General features: G+C 68.7%; 16 protein-coding genes and 1 tRNA gene. 7 read left to right on the forward strand and 10 right to left on the reverse strand.

Translation table 11 applies throughout. From position 1 onward, the window contains the following. Positions 1-142: 142 nt before the first annotated feature. A complete protein-coding gene (locus C8E96_RS08240) occupies positions 143-1,333 on the reverse strand; it encodes a DUF3662 and FHA domain-containing protein (RefSeq protein WP_091383687.1) in 1,191 nt (396 codons plus the stop codon). A gap of 139 nt (positions 1,334-1,472) precedes the next feature. On the opposite strand from C8E96_RS08240, the gene C8E96_RS08245 reads away from it, so the two are divergent. Both C8E96_RS08245 and C8E96_RS08250 read left to right on the forward strand, forming a co-directional pair. Beyond that, a tRNA-Leu gene (locus C8E96_RS08245) sits at positions 1,473-1,555 on the forward strand. Positions 1,556-2,348: 793 nt separating this feature from the next. Next, positions 2,349-2,921 carry a hypothetical protein gene (locus C8E96_RS08250; protein ID WP_407642670.1) on the forward strand — a complete coding sequence of 191 codons (573 nt, stop codon included), beginning with the start codon at positions 2,349-2,351 and terminating at the stop codon, positions 2,919-2,921. A gap of 4 nt (positions 2,922-2,925) precedes the next feature. On the opposite strand, the gene C8E96_RS08255 is transcribed toward C8E96_RS08250, so the two are convergent. Beyond that, complete coding sequence (locus C8E96_RS08255) at positions 2,926-4,248, reverse strand: D-arabinono-1,4-lactone oxidase (protein WP_091383686.1); 1,323 nt, start codon at positions 4,246-4,248, stop codon at positions 2,926-2,928. A 93-nt stretch (positions 4,249-4,341) separates the two neighbouring features. Here C8E96_RS08255 and C8E96_RS08260 point away from each other — a divergent pair, with 93 nt between their 5' ends. Next, the gene (locus C8E96_RS08260; protein WP_091383685.1) at positions 4,342-5,553 is read left to right on the forward strand and encodes an amino acid deaminase/aldolase; all 1,212 of its coding nucleotides are present in this window, start codon (positions 4,342-4,344) and stop codon (positions 5,551-5,553) included. A 127-nt stretch (positions 5,554-5,680) separates the two neighbouring features. Here the strand turns inward: C8E96_RS08260 and C8E96_RS08265 are convergent, their stop codons facing one another. The 3 genes from C8E96_RS08265 to C8E96_RS08275 all read right to left on the reverse strand — a co-directional run bounded on the left by C8E96_RS08265 (position 5,681) and on the right by C8E96_RS08275 (position 7,155). Then, positions 5,681-6,232 carry a TetR/AcrR family transcriptional regulator gene (locus C8E96_RS08265; RefSeq protein WP_091383684.1) on the reverse strand — a complete coding sequence of 184 codons (552 nt, stop codon included), beginning with the start codon at positions 6,230-6,232 and terminating at the stop codon, positions 5,681-5,683. Between the two features lie 310 nt (positions 6,233-6,542). Further along, positions 6,543-6,896: a hypothetical protein gene (locus C8E96_RS08270; RefSeq protein WP_091383683.1), complete on the reverse strand. Its 354-nt coding sequence runs from the start codon at positions 6,894-6,896 to the stop codon at positions 6,543-6,545. Between the two features lie 7 nt (positions 6,897-6,903). Further along, positions 6,904-7,155, reverse strand: a complete 252-nt coding sequence (locus tag C8E96_RS08275; protein ID WP_228772108.1) for a hypothetical protein — start codon at positions 7,153-7,155, stop codon at positions 6,904-6,906. A 314-nt stretch (positions 7,156-7,469) separates the two neighbouring features. Between C8E96_RS08275 and C8E96_RS08280 the strand changes: the two genes are divergently transcribed. The 3 genes from C8E96_RS08280 to C8E96_RS08290 all read left to right on the forward strand — a co-directional run bounded on the left by C8E96_RS08280 (position 7,470) and on the right by C8E96_RS08290 (position 10,148). Then, positions 7,470-8,780: a helix-turn-helix domain-containing protein gene (locus C8E96_RS08280; RefSeq protein WP_228770330.1), complete on the forward strand. Its 1,311-nt coding sequence runs from the start codon at positions 7,470-7,472 to the stop codon at positions 8,778-8,780. A gap of 24 nt (positions 8,781-8,804) precedes the next feature. Beyond that, positions 8,805-9,698, forward strand: a complete 894-nt coding sequence (locus C8E96_RS08285; protein ID WP_091383681.1) for a phosphotransferase enzyme family protein — start codon at positions 8,805-8,807, stop codon at positions 9,696-9,698. A gap of 141 nt (positions 9,699-9,839) precedes the next feature. Continuing rightward, positions 9,840-10,148: a hypothetical protein gene (locus tag C8E96_RS08290; RefSeq protein ID WP_091383680.1), complete on the forward strand. Its 309-nt coding sequence runs from the start codon at positions 9,840-9,842 to the stop codon at positions 10,146-10,148. Positions 10,149-10,293: 145 nt separating this feature from the next. On the opposite strand, the gene C8E96_RS08295 is transcribed toward C8E96_RS08290, so the two are convergent. The 5 genes from C8E96_RS08295 to C8E96_RS08315 all read right to left on the reverse strand — a co-directional run bounded on the left by C8E96_RS08295 (position 10,294) and on the right by C8E96_RS08315 (position 13,771). Continuing rightward, the gene (locus C8E96_RS08295) at positions 10,294-11,313 is read right to left on the reverse strand and encodes a copper resistance D family protein (protein WP_091383679.1); all 1,020 of its coding nucleotides are present in this window, start codon (positions 11,311-11,313) and stop codon (positions 10,294-10,296) included. Continuing rightward, the gene (locus C8E96_RS08300; RefSeq protein ID WP_091383678.1) at positions 11,310-11,864 is read right to left on the reverse strand and encodes a copper resistance CopC family protein; all 555 of its coding nucleotides are present in this window, start codon (positions 11,862-11,864) and stop codon (positions 11,310-11,312) included. Before C8E96_RS08300 ends, C8E96_RS08295 begins: the two co-directional genes overlap by 4 nt. Before the next feature lie 5 nt (positions 11,865-11,869). Then, the gene (locus tag C8E96_RS08305; RefSeq protein ID WP_091383677.1) at positions 11,870-12,622 is read right to left on the reverse strand and encodes a YcnI family copper-binding membrane protein; all 753 of its coding nucleotides are present in this window, start codon (positions 12,620-12,622) and stop codon (positions 11,870-11,872) included. A 58-nt stretch (positions 12,623-12,680) separates the two neighbouring features. Further along, complete coding sequence (locus tag C8E96_RS08310) at positions 12,681-13,154, reverse strand: hypothetical protein (protein WP_133794260.1); 474 nt, start codon at positions 13,152-13,154, stop codon at positions 12,681-12,683. A 170-nt stretch (positions 13,155-13,324) separates the two neighbouring features. Next, positions 13,325-13,771, reverse strand: a complete 447-nt coding sequence (locus C8E96_RS08315) for a DUF6474 family protein (protein WP_091383675.1) — start codon at positions 13,769-13,771, stop codon at positions 13,325-13,327. Positions 13,772-13,949: 178 nt separating this feature from the next. Here C8E96_RS08315 and C8E96_RS08320 point away from each other — a divergent pair, with 178 nt between their 5' ends. Then, positions 13,950-14,804, forward strand: a complete 855-nt coding sequence (locus C8E96_RS08320; protein WP_228770329.1) for a serine protease — start codon at positions 13,950-13,952, stop codon at positions 14,802-14,804. The last annotated feature ends 74 nt before the right edge of the window (positions 14,805-14,878 follow it).

Consider the following 14,878-nt stretch of genomic DNA (forward strand, 5'->3'; position numbering starts at 1 on the left):
CGCGACCCCGGATGGGATCGCGCTGTGGATCGCAATGAGGACTGCCCGGGGGATTAAACCCTGGACAGCCCTCAGGACGTCCGGTCGACCTCGAACGTTGCTTGCCCCGACCCGACTCTTACTCGACCGGCGAATCGACCGCTCAGCCCTGCGTGCGGAACACCAGCGACGAATGCCCGATTCGGACCACATCGCCATCCGCCAACTGCCAGGTCTGCACAGGCGTGCCATTGACCGTGGTGCCGTTCGTCGACCCCAGGTCGGCGAGCGTGGCGCTCTGACCGTCCCAGGTGATCTCCAGATGACGGCGCGACACACCCGTGTCCGGCAGCCGGAAATCCGCGTCCTGACCGCGACCCACCACATTGCCACCCTGCTTCAGGGCGTAATTGCGGTTGGAGCCGTCATCAAGCTGAAGGCTCGCGGACAGCGTGCGCGGACCGGTCTGCACCGCGGGCGGGGCGTACCCCTGCTGCGCGTACGGGTCCTGCCCATAGCCCTGCGGCTGCGCCTGGCCGTAACCCTGGTCATAGCCCGCCTGCTGGCCGTAGCCCGCCTGCTGCCCGTAACCCTGGTCGTAACCCGCGCCCTGCTGCTGGCCGTAGCCCTGGTCATAACCTGCCTGCTGGCCATAGCCGGCCTGCTGCCCGTAACCCTGGTCGTAGCCCGCGCCGCCCTGCGGCTGCTGGCCGTAGCCCTGGTCGTAGCCGCCGCCCTGCTGCTGGCCATAGCCCTGGTCGTAGCCCGCGCCGCCTTGCGGCGCCTGGCCATAACCCTGGGCGTAGTTGGGATCATTGCCGTATTGGCCCTGGCCGTACCCGTACTGCTGCTGTCCGTACGGGTCGCCCTCGGGCGGCTGGCCGTAGCCGGGAGGCTGGCTCATGGATGGGTCTCCTGCGTTGCGGGGTTGTGCCTGCTGTCTGCCTGCCTGATGGCCTGCACCACTGACATGAGGCTTCACATCAGGGTCGACGGCTGAGCGGGTTCGGAACTGTCCGGTGTGCAGTGCTTCGGAGCGCTCCAGGGAGACTACGACGTCACCATAGGTGTCCCAACCGTGCTCGGCGAGATGTTCCGCCACACAGTCCGCCAACAGCGACTTCATGCGATCTTCATCGCCCGCGAAATTCTGGTGGTCGGCGGGCCCCAGCTGCACCACATAGTGGTTCGGCGCCAAAAGCCTGCCACCCGCCAACTCGCGGACGTTGTCCTCGCCCTCACGCTGCAGCGCCTGTGCCACTTCCTGGGGCACCACGTTGCCACCGAAGACACGCGCGAAGGTGTTGCCAACGACATCCTCGAGCTTGCGGTTTAAGCGCTGTCCGATGCCCATGACCCTCCTTCCCGTGCGTGCTCCTGGTGCGATCGTATCCGGGTGCGCCCGCCAGGACACGGGTATGTGCCAACCCGTTCTGAGTGCGTGCTAGGCTTCCGCACGTTCCCAGAGACCAAGGTCCCTGGAACAGTCACTCGGGCGAGTGGCGGAATGGCAGACGCGCACGGTTCAGGTCCGTGTGTCCGAAAGGACGTGGGGGTTCAACTCCCCCCTCGCCCACGCAAATGGACGGCGAGTGCTCGCGGAGAGCGCTCGCCGTTTTTGCGTGTCAGTGCCTTTCCGGGGGGCCGAGCCCCCCGGACCCCCACGGTGCGATCAGCAGGCCTGAACCAGCGGGGCTCGCGCTGCGCGCATCGGAGCCGTGGCGATGGGGGCTCGCGCTGCGCGCATCGGAGCCGTGGCGATGGGGGCTCGCGCTGCGCGCATCGGGATTCGTAGCCGATGGTGGCGTCTGCCGCTCGACCCAGGCCTGCCGGAGTTCGGCTTCGCTGCGCTCGCCCTTCGTCGCCCGTTGGCGCTTCGCTTCGCTCGCATCGGTCGGGACAACTTTCTGAAGTCGGGTTCGACCTTGCTCGCTTGCCTTGGTTGGCCGCGGTGGGGGAAACAAAAATGCGGCGTTCGGGGGTGGGGGAAGGGGCCGTTTGGTGGGTGGGTGCGTAAAAGTGAATCGGGGTTCTAGCTGCGGGTTTGTTCACTGTGGGCGTTTGGGTGGGTACTTGGGGTGGGGGCGTTGCGCCGTCCACCTTGGGCGTCACCCGGTCGGCGGCACAGTCGGGGCGAAGTCTGATTACCGTTGGTCGACCGGTTAACGCCCGCCTAGCGCCGCCGGTCGCACAAGGGCATTCACACTCTCTTAATCGCCCGTCTCGGCCTGGTACTCCAGACATGTACCAATCGACACCGCGTTGATTCGCTGACCACTGTGCGGCGAGCGGCGACGGTGGAGGAGAAGGGCGGAAGTTTCGTGACCGGCATTCCAGGGCGCATCGCGGTTACCGAGAACCTCAAGGCGATGCCCGCACAGCTGGCCCCGCCGGTCGAGCTGCCCGCTCCCGTCGACGACCTCGCCGCGGCAGCACTACCGGCGCTCGGCTGGGCGGGGACCGTGCTCCCCGAGATGACCCTCCTCGGGCGCCGCGTGTGCCTCGTGGCCGAACTCCGGGCCGACGTGCACGCCGAACGGATCTGCCTCGGCCAGGAACCGGTCACCGACCGGGCCAGCGTGGCCACCTGGGCGTTCCCCGAACTCGCGGGCCGCGTCCCCGAACCCGCCGCCCGCATCGTCGGCGTGATCGCCGTCGCCCGGCACTGGCGCACCGGGCTGGCCAACGCCGTGCCGTTCCTGCGCTACGGCGACGCGGCGGTCGTCCTGCCCACCTCGGCTGTGCTCACCCACGACTACCTCGCCAAGTGCCTGCCCCGCGCCCGCGCGTACGGCGTCGGCATCGTCAGCGCCGAACCCAACGGCGAAGTCGACCTCGACCTGCCCGGCCGCTGCGACCGCGCCTACCCCGAGACCGACGGCCTCTACCGCTGGATCAGCGAACTGGCCTACGACTCGATCCTGGAAAGCGTCACCGTCTAGCCGATCAGTGGCCCAGAACCCTTTCCGTATAAGGGTTCTGGAAACGACGCTCGGGATCGACCGCGTCCCGCACACCGAGGAAGTCGTCGAAGCGCGGATACCGGGCCCGCAGCGAATCGGCGTCAAGCGAATGCATCTTGCCCCAATGCGGGCGCCCGCCGACCTCGCCGACGATCGACTCGAACAAGTCGAAATACTCCCGATACGGCATCCCCAGGTACTGGTGGATCGCCAGATACGCCGAATCCCGGCCATACGCGGTCGACAACCAGATGTCATCCGCCGCCGCCACCCGCACCTCGACCGGGAACATCACCGGGTCCCTGAGCAACGGCACCCGCTCACGCAGCTCCGCGAGGACCCCGCTCAACGCCTCCCGCGGAATGGCGTACTCCGACTCGACAAACCGCACCTTCCGGCTCGTCACGAAAACCCGGTGCGACCGGTCGCTGTACTCCCGGGCCGACATCGCCGACGCCGACAACTTGTTGAGCGGGCGCACCAGACTCGGCACCCGCCGACCCAACCGGCACAACGCGCCGAACAGCGCGTTCTCGACCACCTCGTACTCGACGAACCGCCGCACCCCGCTCATCGGCTCCGGCACCGACCCCGCCGGCAACCGGTTGTTCCGCTTGGTCAAAGCCTGCTGACCATAGGGAAACCAGTAGAACTCGAAATGGTCATTGGCCACGCACTGCTCATCGAGCGACTCGAGGACGGCGTCCAGCGGCTCCGGCCGCTCCTGCGCCGACAACACGAACGCGGGCTCCGTCCCCAGTGTCACCGTGGTGATCACACCGAGCGCGCCGAGGCCGACCCGCGCCGCCGCGAACAGCTCCGGCCGCTCCGACTCCGAACACGACACGACCGAACCGTCGGCCAGGACCAACTCGAGCGCCGCCACCTGGGTGGCCAAGCCGCCGAGCCGGGCGCCGGTGCCGTGCGTGCCGGTGGAAATCGCGCCCGACACCGTCTGGGCGTCGATGTCGCCGAGGTTGGTCATCGCCAGACCGAGATGGTCGAGTTCGGCGTTGAGGGTTTTCAGCGTCGTACCCGAACGGACGACAACCTCACCGGTGTCCAGGTCGGCCGACTCGATGCCGGTCCACCGCGACAAGTCGAGAGCCATCCCGTGGGCGGCGCCGACCGCGGTGAAGGAGTGGCCGCTCCCGCGCGCGCGAACCCCCATGCCGTACTCACCCGCCGACTTGACCGCGGCGGTGATCTCGGCGACGTCGCGCGGGCTGCGCACCTCACTCGCCACGGCGGACGCGGTGCCCGCCCAGTTGCGCCATGCGACCCGCGGTGCGGTCGAACCGGTCATGCGTGACCTCCTGGCCGTCGAGTCAGCGAGGAAAACGTTAAGTGAATCGGCTTCACATTTCAAGACTTTGACCGTACGGTTGAGGCTGTGCCCTTGAAGAGTCAACGAACGCGGCTCGATGCTGCCACCGAACACCTCGACCCACCGGTCGCGGTCGTGGATCTCGACGCGTTCGACCGCAACGCCGCCGATCTCGCGCGGCGAGCCGATGGCAGGCCCATCCGGATCGCCAGCAAGTCGGTGCGCTGCCGGTTCCTGCTGGAACGGGCGCTGCGGACGCCTGGTTTCGAGGGAGTCATGAGCTACGCGCTTCGCGAAGCGCTCTGGCTGAACCGCGAATGGGCGGGCACCGACCTGGCCGACACGGACATCCTGGTCGCCTACCCGACCGCCGACCGCGCCGCGCTGCGCGAACTCGCCGCCGACGACAAGGCCCGCGACCGGATCTCGGTCATCGTGGACTCGGTCAGCCACCTGGATTTCATCGACGCCACCCTCGGTGAGGACCACCCGGAGATCCGCGTCTGCATCGAACTCGACGTCTCGTGGCGTCCGCTGGGCAGCCGCCACGTCCATATCGGGCCCTACCGGTCTCCGGTTTTCACCCCGAAACAGGCCGCGGACCTCGCCGTCGACGTGAGCAAGCGGCCGGGTTTCCGGCTCGTCGGGGTGATGGGCTACGAAGGTCAGATCGCCGGATTGGGCGATACGCCCGCCGGAAACCCGGTCCTCGGTGTCATTCGGCGCTGGATGCAGGGCCGTTCGGCGCAAGAACTCGTCCGCCGGCGGGGCAAGGCGGTCCGCGCGGTCGTCGCCGTGCAGGAGCTGGAATTCGTCAACGGCGGCGGCACCGGCAGCATCGAGGTGACCAGGGCCGACTCGTCGGTCACCGAGATCGCCGCGGGATCGGGCCTGATCGGGCCCACCCTGTTCGACAACTACAGCCGGTTCACCCCGCAGCCCGCCGTCCTGTTCGCGGTGCCGGTGGTCCGCAAGCCCGGACCTGGTTTCGCGACCCTGCTCGGCGGCGGCTACCTCGCGTCCGGCCCGGCCAACAGCGCCCGGCTGCCGCGGCCGTACCTGCCCGAAGGCCTGAAGCTGCTGTCGATGGAAGGCGCGGGCGAGGTGCAGACCCCGGTCACCGGACCGGCCGCGGACTCGCTGCGCGTCGGCGACCGGGTGTGGATGCGGCACGCGAAGGCCGGTGAGCTGGCCGAACGGTTCAGCGAGTACCACGTGCTCGACGGCGACAAGCTGACCATGACCGTCCCCACGTACCGCGGCGAGGACCAGTCCTTCGGCTAGGGACAAACCCGTGCCGCGGCCGACCGCAGCCTTAGGGGACCGCGACGGCACTTGACCACGGTGACCGCCGAACCGGCGCGTGTCGCCAGTCGGAACCAAAACCCAAAATTTCGGGGAGGCGGAACAGCTAGGAGCCGAAGTTTTTGCTTGAGACGTAGTCGCGGACGACCTGCTTGGCCTCGGCGATGACGACGTCCTCGGGGAACAGCTTGCGCCGGAACGCCAGGTTGAGGATCGAGTCGGCGATCTCGTTCGCCACCGCGACCGGCAGCCGCAGCTCGTCGAACGAGACGTCGAACCGTTCGGCGAGGAACGTCGCGATGCTGTCCGCGATCACGGTGTTGTTGTCGCGCTGGTCGTCGATGAGCCGCAGGTCGACCACGTCACCGAAGCGGATGCGGCTGAAGCCGGGCACCTCGCGGTACATCTGTACGTAGATGTCGAAGATGAGGTCCGCGGCCTGGCCCCAGCGTTCCAGCGGGGCCTCGTCGAGCCTGCGGCCGATCTCGGCCATGAAGTGGTCGAGGTTGCGCTGGGTCAGCGCCTGCACGACCGCCCGCTTGTCCGGGAAGAACTGGTACAGCGAGCCGACCGCGACGCCCGCCCGCTCGGCGATCAGGGTCGTGGTGACCCCGTCGTAGCCGAGCTCGTCGATCAGCTGGGCGCACGACTCAAGCATTTTCTCCACACGCTTGGCGCTGCGCTGCTGAACCGGCTGCCGGCGGAGTGGGGTAGGGCTGGCCACTGAATCTCCTCCTGGTCGCTGCGGTACATCTTGCCCGTTCAACGACCGATAAAGCGGCTCGGAGCGCCGACCTCCCACTATCGGGAACATATTTCACAAATCTACCCCTGGGTAGCTTGTGGACAGTGACAAGTGGAGACAAGTGGAACCGCGAACCGGTGCTGGTCGGGGGAGGGAGTACAGCAGCACCGGTCCGCGGGTCTGTGGGCCCCGCGCGCCTGGAGACGCACGGGGCCGTGGCCTACTAGCGAACGCCCGCGGGAAGTTTCCGCGGCGGGCGCAGCGAGGCCGGGTCGAGCGCGTGGCGAGCGGCGGGCTGCGGGGCGAGGCCACCCGCGACCAAGTGCTCGTACGCCGCGCGCCACACCGAGCACGGGGCCTTCTGCTGGCGCCAGCGAGTCGAGCAGACCGGGCAGTTCCCCCGGTCGTCGGGCTCGTGGGCGCTGAGCATCGAACGCCAGCCCTCCGTCAGGCGCGGCAGCTCAGACCGCGCGACGGACAGCAGAGACGGAGCATCGGCCCGCGTGGCCAGTTCGGAGAGCATGTCCAGTCGCTCCCAGACGGCACTGCGCAGGACCTGGCCGAGTATCTCGTCCACCTCAACGTCACCGTGACCTTTCCGCCTGCTCGGCGGCTTCTTTGAGTGCGGTGCGCAACTGGCCGAGCTGGCCCGATGTCAACACCGCGGTCTCTCCGGGCGGCCCGACAAGGACCACCTTGTTCTTCTCCACGAGAACGGTGATGGACCGATCCCGGTTGATCACATCGCCGCAGCTGACGCGCCAGACGCGCCTGCCTGCGACCGATCCGTGCAGGACATCGGCTCTGGGGTGCCCAGCGGGCCGCCCGCCGGGCAGACTCTGTCCCGGGTGCGGTGCCGTCCTGAGCAAGTCCACGCTGCCGTGTCCCTCCGTGGTCGTACGCTTACAACGAACAACACTGAGGCGTCTCAATCGAAAACGGAGCGTCATAGCGCCGATCGGCGGCCGTCCCACGTTAAGCGGTCACCGGAGTTCGGTCGGACCGATCAGGTTCGCCGATCAGCACTTCTCGCGGCTTGTGAAGTGCGCTTACTCTGCGTTGGACGCCCAGCGAACTGTGAGGGGGCGGAATGAACTCGATCGGATCTTCGGGATCTCCCATTACTCCGGACAGTTGGGAGGAACCCGAGATGCGAACCGCGCTTGCCGCGCGGGAGGTCAGTTCCGTGTATCGGTTGCTTCGTCGCACTGGTGTCTCACAGCGCCAGATCGCCGCGATGACCGGTCAATCGCAGTCCGAAGTGTCGGAGATCCTCAAAGGCCGTCAGGTCATGGCCTACGACGTGCTCGCACGGATCGCCGACGGGTTGGGTGTCCCAAGGGGATACATGGGGCTCGCATATGACGAGGTCACGGCGATACGTGTCGCTGTCACCCGCGAGCCCTCACAGCCTGAGGAGAGCGAAGAGGTGAAGCGTCGGGAGTTCCTGGCACACGCGGCCGCCGTCACGGTGGGCGCGAACGTGCTGGGCACCAACTCCGGGTCGTGGGTCGCCAACCCCGTCCAGACCCCAGCACCCGGCCGGATCGGGATGACCGATGTGCGCCAGGTGGAAGCCGCCACCAGGGCGCTTCGGTCACTTGACTACCAATATGGCGGGGGCTTCTGCCGCGACGCAGTCGTGGCGCAGCTGTCCTGGGGACAGCAGATGCTTGGCGCCTCCGGTCCGGAACACGTGAAAACGCGACTTCAGGTCGCACTGGCCGATTTGTACAACCTGGCGGGATGGACGTCCTTCGACATCGGACTCACCGATTCCGCCCGAACCCACTTCGGCAAGGCGTTGGAGCTGGCCAAGGCGGGTGGCAGCGAGCCGCTCGTCGCCAACATCCTCTATCGGATGGGCCGGGTCTACCTGCACAAGGAGTCCCCCAACGACGCGCTGAAGATGTTCCAGCTCGGTCAGATCGCGGCCCAGGAGTCGGGTTCCGAGCTCGCCGTCGCGGTGATCTGCGCCAACCAGGCGTGGGCCTACGCGTTGATGGGCAAGAAGGAACAGACGATGCAGCTCATCGGCCGGACCCGCGACGAGTTCGCGCGGGCCAACCTCGATGACGCCGAGGACTGGGTCAAGTTCTTCAACGAGACCGATGTCTACGCGATGATCGGCACCGTGCACACGGTGCTGGCGCAGACCGTCGATCCCATGCACACGAAGTTCGCGATCCCGGCCCTGTCCAGGGCGATCGATTCCTACGGCGATGAGATGACCAGGTCCAAGGCGTTCAACCTGAGCGCCCTGGCGACGAACCACCTGCTGGAAGGCGATATCGACCACGGCGCGAGGGTCGGCCGGACCGCGGTGGACCTGGCGGAAAGCCTCAAGTCCAGCCGCGTGAAGGACCGTCTGAAGCCGTTGCTCCAGGAGGCGAGCAAGCGTCGGAACAACCCCGACGCCCGAGACCTCGCCGACCAAATCACGAATCTCAACGTGGCCTGACGCGACTCGTAGGTCGCACAGCTGATGGTCACCGGCGGGCTGTTCACCAGGGAGAACCTGAGGAACGCCCTGGCCGCTGTCTGCTCGGAGATCGGGTTCGACGACCGCGGCGCCCGGCTGCTGCGGTTCACCAACAACGCCGTTTTCGAACTAGCCACCGCGCCCGTGGTGGTCCGGATCGTCGGGTCCGTGGCGTTGCGCCACCGCGTGGCCAAGGTCGTGCGGGTGGCGACCTGGTTCGCCGAGCACGATGTCCCCGCGGTGCGGCTGCTGCCGGGGCTGTGCCAGCCCGTCCTCGTCGGCGAGTACACGGCGACGGTCTGGCACTCGGTTCCCGCCCACGCCTCCACGCCCCGGCCCGCCGACTTGGCGCGCCTGTTGCGCCGGGTCCACGGCCTGCCCCCGCCCGAGGCCCTGCCCGTCTGGAACCCGCTCGACGACGTCCGGCGCAGGCTCGGCGAAGCCGACGGGCTCGACTTCGACGAGCTGGTGTTCCTGCGGGAGCGCTGTGACCTGGTGGAATCGCGGCTGGCCGAGCTCGAATACGCCCTGCCCGCCGGGTTCGTGCACGGCGACGCGCACCTGGGCAACCTCATCCCGAGCCCGCTCGGGCCGGTGCTGTGCGACTTCGACTCCAGCTGCGTGGGCCCGCCCGAGTGGGATCTGACGCCGCTCGCCGTGGGTGTCCGCCGGTTCGGCGAGGACGCCGCGACCTACGCCGAACTCGCCGAGGCGTATGGCTTCGACGTCACCCGATGGGTGGGATATCCGGTTCTCTGCGAAGTCCGTGAACTGAAGCTGATCACCAGCGCTTTGCCGATCATGAAAAGCAGTCCGGAAGTGCGTCCTGAGCTGCTCAGACGTCTCCGCGATTTTCGCTCAGGAGAAACCTCCACGCCGTGGTCCCGCTACACCTGATCCGCGAATTACCCCCGGATGGCCGCTCAAGTCCGGTAACAGTTGGCGCTCGGTAAACGAATGCACGGTCAACGGCGGAACGGGTGCTCTCGTCCGGGTCGTCGGTCAACTCTCGGTGTTCGGCGGGGCAGGGCGGTACGGGTGATCAGATCGCTGCGCGAGGCGGTGCGGCTGGGCAGGGGCGCCCAGCGCGCACTCGCCTCCGCGCGGGCGCTTGATGACGTCGTGTCCGACCAGCTCCCCGTGGTGGCGGCGCTGCCGGAGGACCTTCGGGTCCGGGCCGCCGACTACCTCGCCGAGCTGGTGATGCTGGCGCAGGCATACCGCCACTATGCCCAGGGCTGGATCAGCCGGAACGAGTTGGCGCTGCGGGGCCGGGCGACAACGGATCGCCTGGCCGAAATGCGACTGTCGCGGCCCGCGACGGCGCATCTCACCGAACAGGACTGACCGCTCGCCGTTGCCCTGTTCGGGTGGCGATCCTCGCCGAAGAGGTTGTCAGAGTAGAGCGGCTGTCCGCCGAACGGGCGTCCACGTCGATGAGCGCGAGTTATCCACAGGCACTTGTGGACAACGATCCACAGGTGTGGACAACTCAGCTGACCGGGGCCCGGGTCAAAATCACCGCGAAGCCGAACGCGAGTCCCATCACGGCGAGCTCCACCGCCACCCAGCCCAGCATGGCCGTGCGCTTGTGTGCGATCACGGCGGGCATCAGCCGCCACCGGATGTGCGCGCCCAGTCCGGCGAGCCCGACCAGGCAGGCGATCTTGAGGAGCACCAGGATGCCGTAGCTGGTCTCGAACAGGCCCGCCCACAACGTGCGAGTGGGGTTCACCCCCAGCTCGATCAGACCGTTGAACAGCCCGGTCGCGGTGACCACGATGAAACAGATCGTCGCGAGCTTCGAGAACCGGGGAAGCGCGTAGCCCAGGAGCGTGCGGTTGGCCGCGAGCAGGGCGACCACCGCCCCCAGCCCACCGGTCCAGGCCGCCGCGCTCATCACGTGCAGCTCCATGGAGATCATCGTGAAGTCGTGCCAGCGCCAGTTCGTCGCGTGGCCGGTGACCGGCAGGGGGAGCAGCGCGAACAGCGCCACCGCGGCCCGCAGTTCGGCGGGCATGTTCTCGCCCACCCGGACCGCGACCAGCGACAACACGAAGGTCAGCAGTGCGAAGACCGCGACGAACATCAGCGCCCGGCCCGCGCCGACGGTCCCGATGTACTCGCCGACAGCGCCGAGCGAAACGTCCTGCTCGGGCCGCAGTTCGGCGGTCTGCAGGACGATGGCCACCAGCGCCGTCGCCACCCAGACCAGCGAACTCGCCATCGCCACCCGCCGGGCGACCGACAGCACCGGCTCGGACAGCACGGGTCGCTCGAAGCCGACGAGCAGCGGCAGCAGACAGAGGCCGACCGTCACCACGGCGGCCATGTCGAGCAGCACGCGGACGACGGGCAGGCCGACCCGGACCACCGCGTCCGGCGTGGGCAGCCCCGGGATCGGCTCGGTCGCGATGATCGCCAGGCCGATGAGCACGCCGACCAGCGATGACGCGACCAGAACCGTCGCGAGGTGATACCGGTGCCGTGCGGTGGTCCGGGTCTCGGTCACTGCTGCGCACCTCCGCCGACGCGCATCGCGAAGAACACGCCCGCGCCGAGCAGCACGACCGCGCCCGCGATCCACACCCACACCGGCACGCCGCCGTTCTCCTGCGGCTCGCCCGCCTGGGCTGAGCCCGTGCTCTGCGTGGCCTCGACCGGCGCGGGGGTGCCGTTGCCTGCCTTGGTCAGGCTGAACTTGAGCTCGCCCGCGACCGGGTGGCCGTCGGCGGACAGGATTCGGTAGCCGATCCGGTAGTCGCCCGCCGGTCCGAGTTCACGGACCTGCGCGGTGACCACGTTGCCGCGGACCGACGCCTCGCCCTCCTGCCACTGGTCGGCGCCGTTGGGGCCGACCACGACGACCGAGTTGAGCCCCTTGCCGCCCTGGACGGGCTGGTCGAAGGTCAGCTCGATGGTCGACGGACCGGCTTCCAGCGCCGCCTTGTCGGCGGGGGTGCTGCTCACCAGCTGGTTGTGGGCGAAGGCGGCCGGGGCGATCCCGACCAGGGCGAACGACGCGACGGCGAACGCCGTGAACAGCCTGCTGATGGTGCGCATGGTGCTTACTCTCCCGCCTTCGCGACAGTCCGACGAGCCCGGATCGTCGCGCCCGCGCCGAGGCCGAGGCCCAGGGCGCCGACGGCGAGACCGGCGCCGCCGAGCCAGCGGGCGGTGTCGTCGGTGCCCGCGGCCTTGGCCTCGGCGGCGTGGTCGTCCGCCTTGGTCTCGTTCGCCGCCGGCTCCGCGTGGTGGTCGCCACCGGCGGCCTTCTTGGCCAGCTTCACGACCGGCGCGGGCTTCTCGGGCTCGGTGCCGTCCGCGGGCGGCTGGTCCCAGGCCACGACCTTGCCGCTGTCGTAGGTCTGGATGGCGGGGATGACCAGGGTGTCGGTGTTCTCCGGGAGCTTGCCCGCCGACACCTCGAACTCGCCGAACTCGCCCGGGCCGATCCGGGTGCCCGCCGCCGCGGTCCAGGTCACCGAGCTGACCGCCTCGGTGATCTGGGTGCCGTGCGACTCGACGGGCTTGTCGAGCTTGGTCTTGGTGATCACGGCGGTCCAGCCCGCGATGGGCTTGGTGCGCACCGAGGTCAGCGGGTACTCGGCGGGGAGCTTGATCTCCAGCTTGGTCGTGCCCGCGGCGTTGTCCTCGTTCGGGACCCGGAAGGTGATCTTGGTGTAGCCGCCCTGGGTGGCGGTCTCGCCGATGACCTTGGCGGTGACGTGCGCGGACGCCATTCCGGTGCCGAGCAGGGCGGCGGAGCCCGCGACAGCGAGCAGGACACCCGCGCGCGCGAAGAAGCGATGGGTCGACATTGAGTTCTCCTGAGATGGCAAAGGGCGGGCCCCGTCGGGGCCCGTATGAGGGTGGGGTTCAGGAGAACTGGGGCGGTCCGCGCCGGGCGCAGACCTGGCGGAACACGACTCCGAGCAGGTGGCCGACCGCGCTGACCTGGACTTTGTGGACAACGAGGGCGGGCGGGCGTGGGGTCCACACCAGCGCGCGCATCAGCCCGGCGATCGCCGCGGCGACCACGTCGAGCGCGGCGTCGGCCTGGGTGAGCAGCACGGCGGTGATCGCGGTGGCGACCACGTGCGTGGTCAGCATCGCCGGGGTCAGTGCGACGGAGTCGTGGCCGTGGGAGACGTAGGCGAAGAGCACGTGCAGCGTGAGCTGGCTGATGCCGAGCAGCGCGACCATCGTCGACAGGGACCGCGCGCGGCTCGCCACGGCCGTTCCCGCCCAGGCGATGAGCGCGGCGATGACCACGGTGACCGCTGTCTCCGGGACACCCCCGCCCGCCATGCCGTGCGCGGCGATGGTCAGGGCGGTCGAGGTGGTCGCCAACAGAGCGCCCCGCGCCACGCGGAACGCCCGCGGACGAGTCACTCGACGGGGGGCCACAAGGACAAAGGGTATAGCCGACCGGGCCCTGCGGGATTTAACCCTGGTCACCGTGACGTGAACGCGCTGAACGTGAGCGGGCTGTTCAGCACGCTCGAAGAAGCTGTTCTCCGCTAGATGCCTAGAGCGGTGAGTAGGCGGTCTTCGATCCGGTCCAACTCGGTGGCGACGGCGCGGTGGGCGGCCTTGCGGCGCGGGGTCGGCATCCGCTCGGCGGCGCGCACGGCCGCGGCCAGCTGGTGCAGGGTGCTCTCGGCCGAGTCGGCGAACGCGAGCTCGTCGGCCGTCGCGCTGTCCTTCATCCGCAGCTCGTTGAGCCCCGTGGCCGCACCCGCGATGCGGGCGTGCAGTGTGCCGCCGCGGCCCGAGTACTGGCCGAGGTCGTCGACGGAGACTCCGAGCTTGCGGGCGCGCCTGCGGTCCCAGCGGTCCCGGACCGCCGCCGCTCCCTGCACCACGTAGGGCGTGACCACCGGGAGCACCACCGGACCAAGCACCTTCGCCACGGCGATCGCGTTCTTCGCCCGGGCGGGCGTGAACCCGTCCTTCTTGCGCGTCATGCCCCACAGCTTGCCGCACCACCCGAACGGCCGCCTGGCCGCCGGTGGTGTGCCCCGAACGGGTTAGCCCAAACGGAGTACGGATGTGACGGATAGAACAATCAAGCGTGACTGAACTGAAGATGTTTCGTTTGTCTGGACAAGAAACGGCTCTCTCGTTCACTCATTGGAGCTAAAGATGGCGATCCGTACCACCCTGCGCCGGAGTGCCTCCTTGGCCGCGGGCACCGCACTGCTCGGCGCGCTGATGCTCGCGGCGCCGGGAACGGCCGTGGCGGCACCGGTCTGGGCGCCCGCCGCCCAGGCGACCATCCACCCGGGCATCCAGACCGAGACCGACGGTTCCGGTCAGTGCACGGCGAACTTCGTCTTCAGCGACAGCTCCGGCAACGTCTACATCGGACAGGCGGCGCACTGTTCCGGCACAGGGGCTGCGACCGACACCAACGGCTGCGACGCGGGCACGCTCCCGCTGGGCACCAAGGTGACCCTGGTCGGCTCGGGGGTCACCGGCGAGATCGCCTACAGCTCCTGGAACACGATGCAGGGCCGCGGCGAGACCAACGCGGACGCCTGCGCCTACAACGACCTCGCGCTGGTCAAGATCCCCGCCGCCGCGGTGTCCAAGACCAACCCGAGCGTGCCGTTCTGGGGCGGGCCCACCGCACTCGACACAAACGGCACCACGACGCTCGAGACCGTCCTGTCCTACGGCAACTCGTCGCTGCGTGGCGGCATCACCCAGCTCAGCCCGAAGCAGGGCAAGAGCCTGGGCACCGAGGGCAACGGCTGGAGCCACAGCGTCTACACCGTCACGCCCGGCATCCCGGGTGACTCGGGCAGCGCGTTCCTCGACTCGACCGGCAAGGCGCTCGGCACGCTGTCGACCCTGGCCATCGCCCCGATCGCGGGCAGCAACGGCGTCGGCGACCTGTCGCACGAACTGGCCTACGCGCAGCAGTACGGCGGCATCGCCGGCCTGAAGCTCGAACTGGGCACCGTCACCTTCCGCGGCCCGCTCCTCCCGATCTAGTCACGCCCCCGTGCGGTCCGGCGACCACCCGCCGGACCGCACCTAAGGGGACCGTGACGAATCCTGACCACGGT

The sequence above is a fragment of the Actinokineospora alba genome (assembly GCF_004362515.1).
Lineage (GTDB): Bacteria > Actinomycetota > Actinomycetes > Mycobacteriales > Pseudonocardiaceae > Actinokineospora > Actinokineospora alba.

What these genes read in the sequence shown, in the direction of transcription:
- C8E96_RS08240 (WP_091383687.1), bottom strand. Translation starts at nt 1,333, where the DNA reads ATGGGCATCGGACAGCGCTTAAACCGCAAGCTCGAGGATGTCGTTGGC.
- C8E96_RS08265 (WP_091383684.1), bottom strand. Translation starts at nt 6,232, where the DNA reads ATGCTTGAGTCGTGCGCCCAGCTGATCGACGAGCTCGGCTACGACGGG.
- C8E96_RS08320 (WP_228770329.1), top strand. Translation starts at nt 13,950, where the DNA reads ATGGCGATCCGTACCACCCTGCGCCGGAGTGCCTCCTTGGCCGCGGGC.
- C8E96_RS08250 (WP_407642670.1), top strand. Translation starts at nt 2,349, where the DNA reads ATGCCCGCACAGCTGGCCCCGCCGGTCGAGCTGCCCGCTCCCGTCGAC.
- C8E96_RS08280 (WP_228770330.1), top strand. Translation starts at nt 7,470, where the DNA reads ATGCGAACCGCGCTTGCCGCGCGGGAGGTCAGTTCCGTGTATCGGTTG.
- C8E96_RS08300 (WP_091383678.1), bottom strand. Translation starts at nt 11,864, where the DNA reads ATGCGCACCATCAGCAGGCTGTTCACGGCGTTCGCCGTCGCGTCGTTC.
- C8E96_RS08255 (WP_091383686.1), bottom strand. Translation starts at nt 4,248, where the DNA reads ATGACCGGTTCGACCGCACCGCGGGTCGCATGGCGCAACTGGGCGGGC.
- C8E96_RS08285 (WP_091383681.1), top strand. Translation starts at nt 8,805, where the DNA reads ATGGTCACCGGCGGGCTGTTCACCAGGGAGAACCTGAGGAACGCCCTG.
- C8E96_RS08315 (WP_091383675.1), bottom strand. Translation starts at nt 13,771, where the DNA reads ATGACGCGCAAGAAGGACGGGTTCACGCCCGCCCGGGCGAAGAACGCG.
- C8E96_RS08305 (WP_091383677.1), bottom strand. Translation starts at nt 12,622, where the DNA reads ATGTCGACCCATCGCTTCTTCGCGCGCGCGGGTGTCCTGCTCGCTGTC.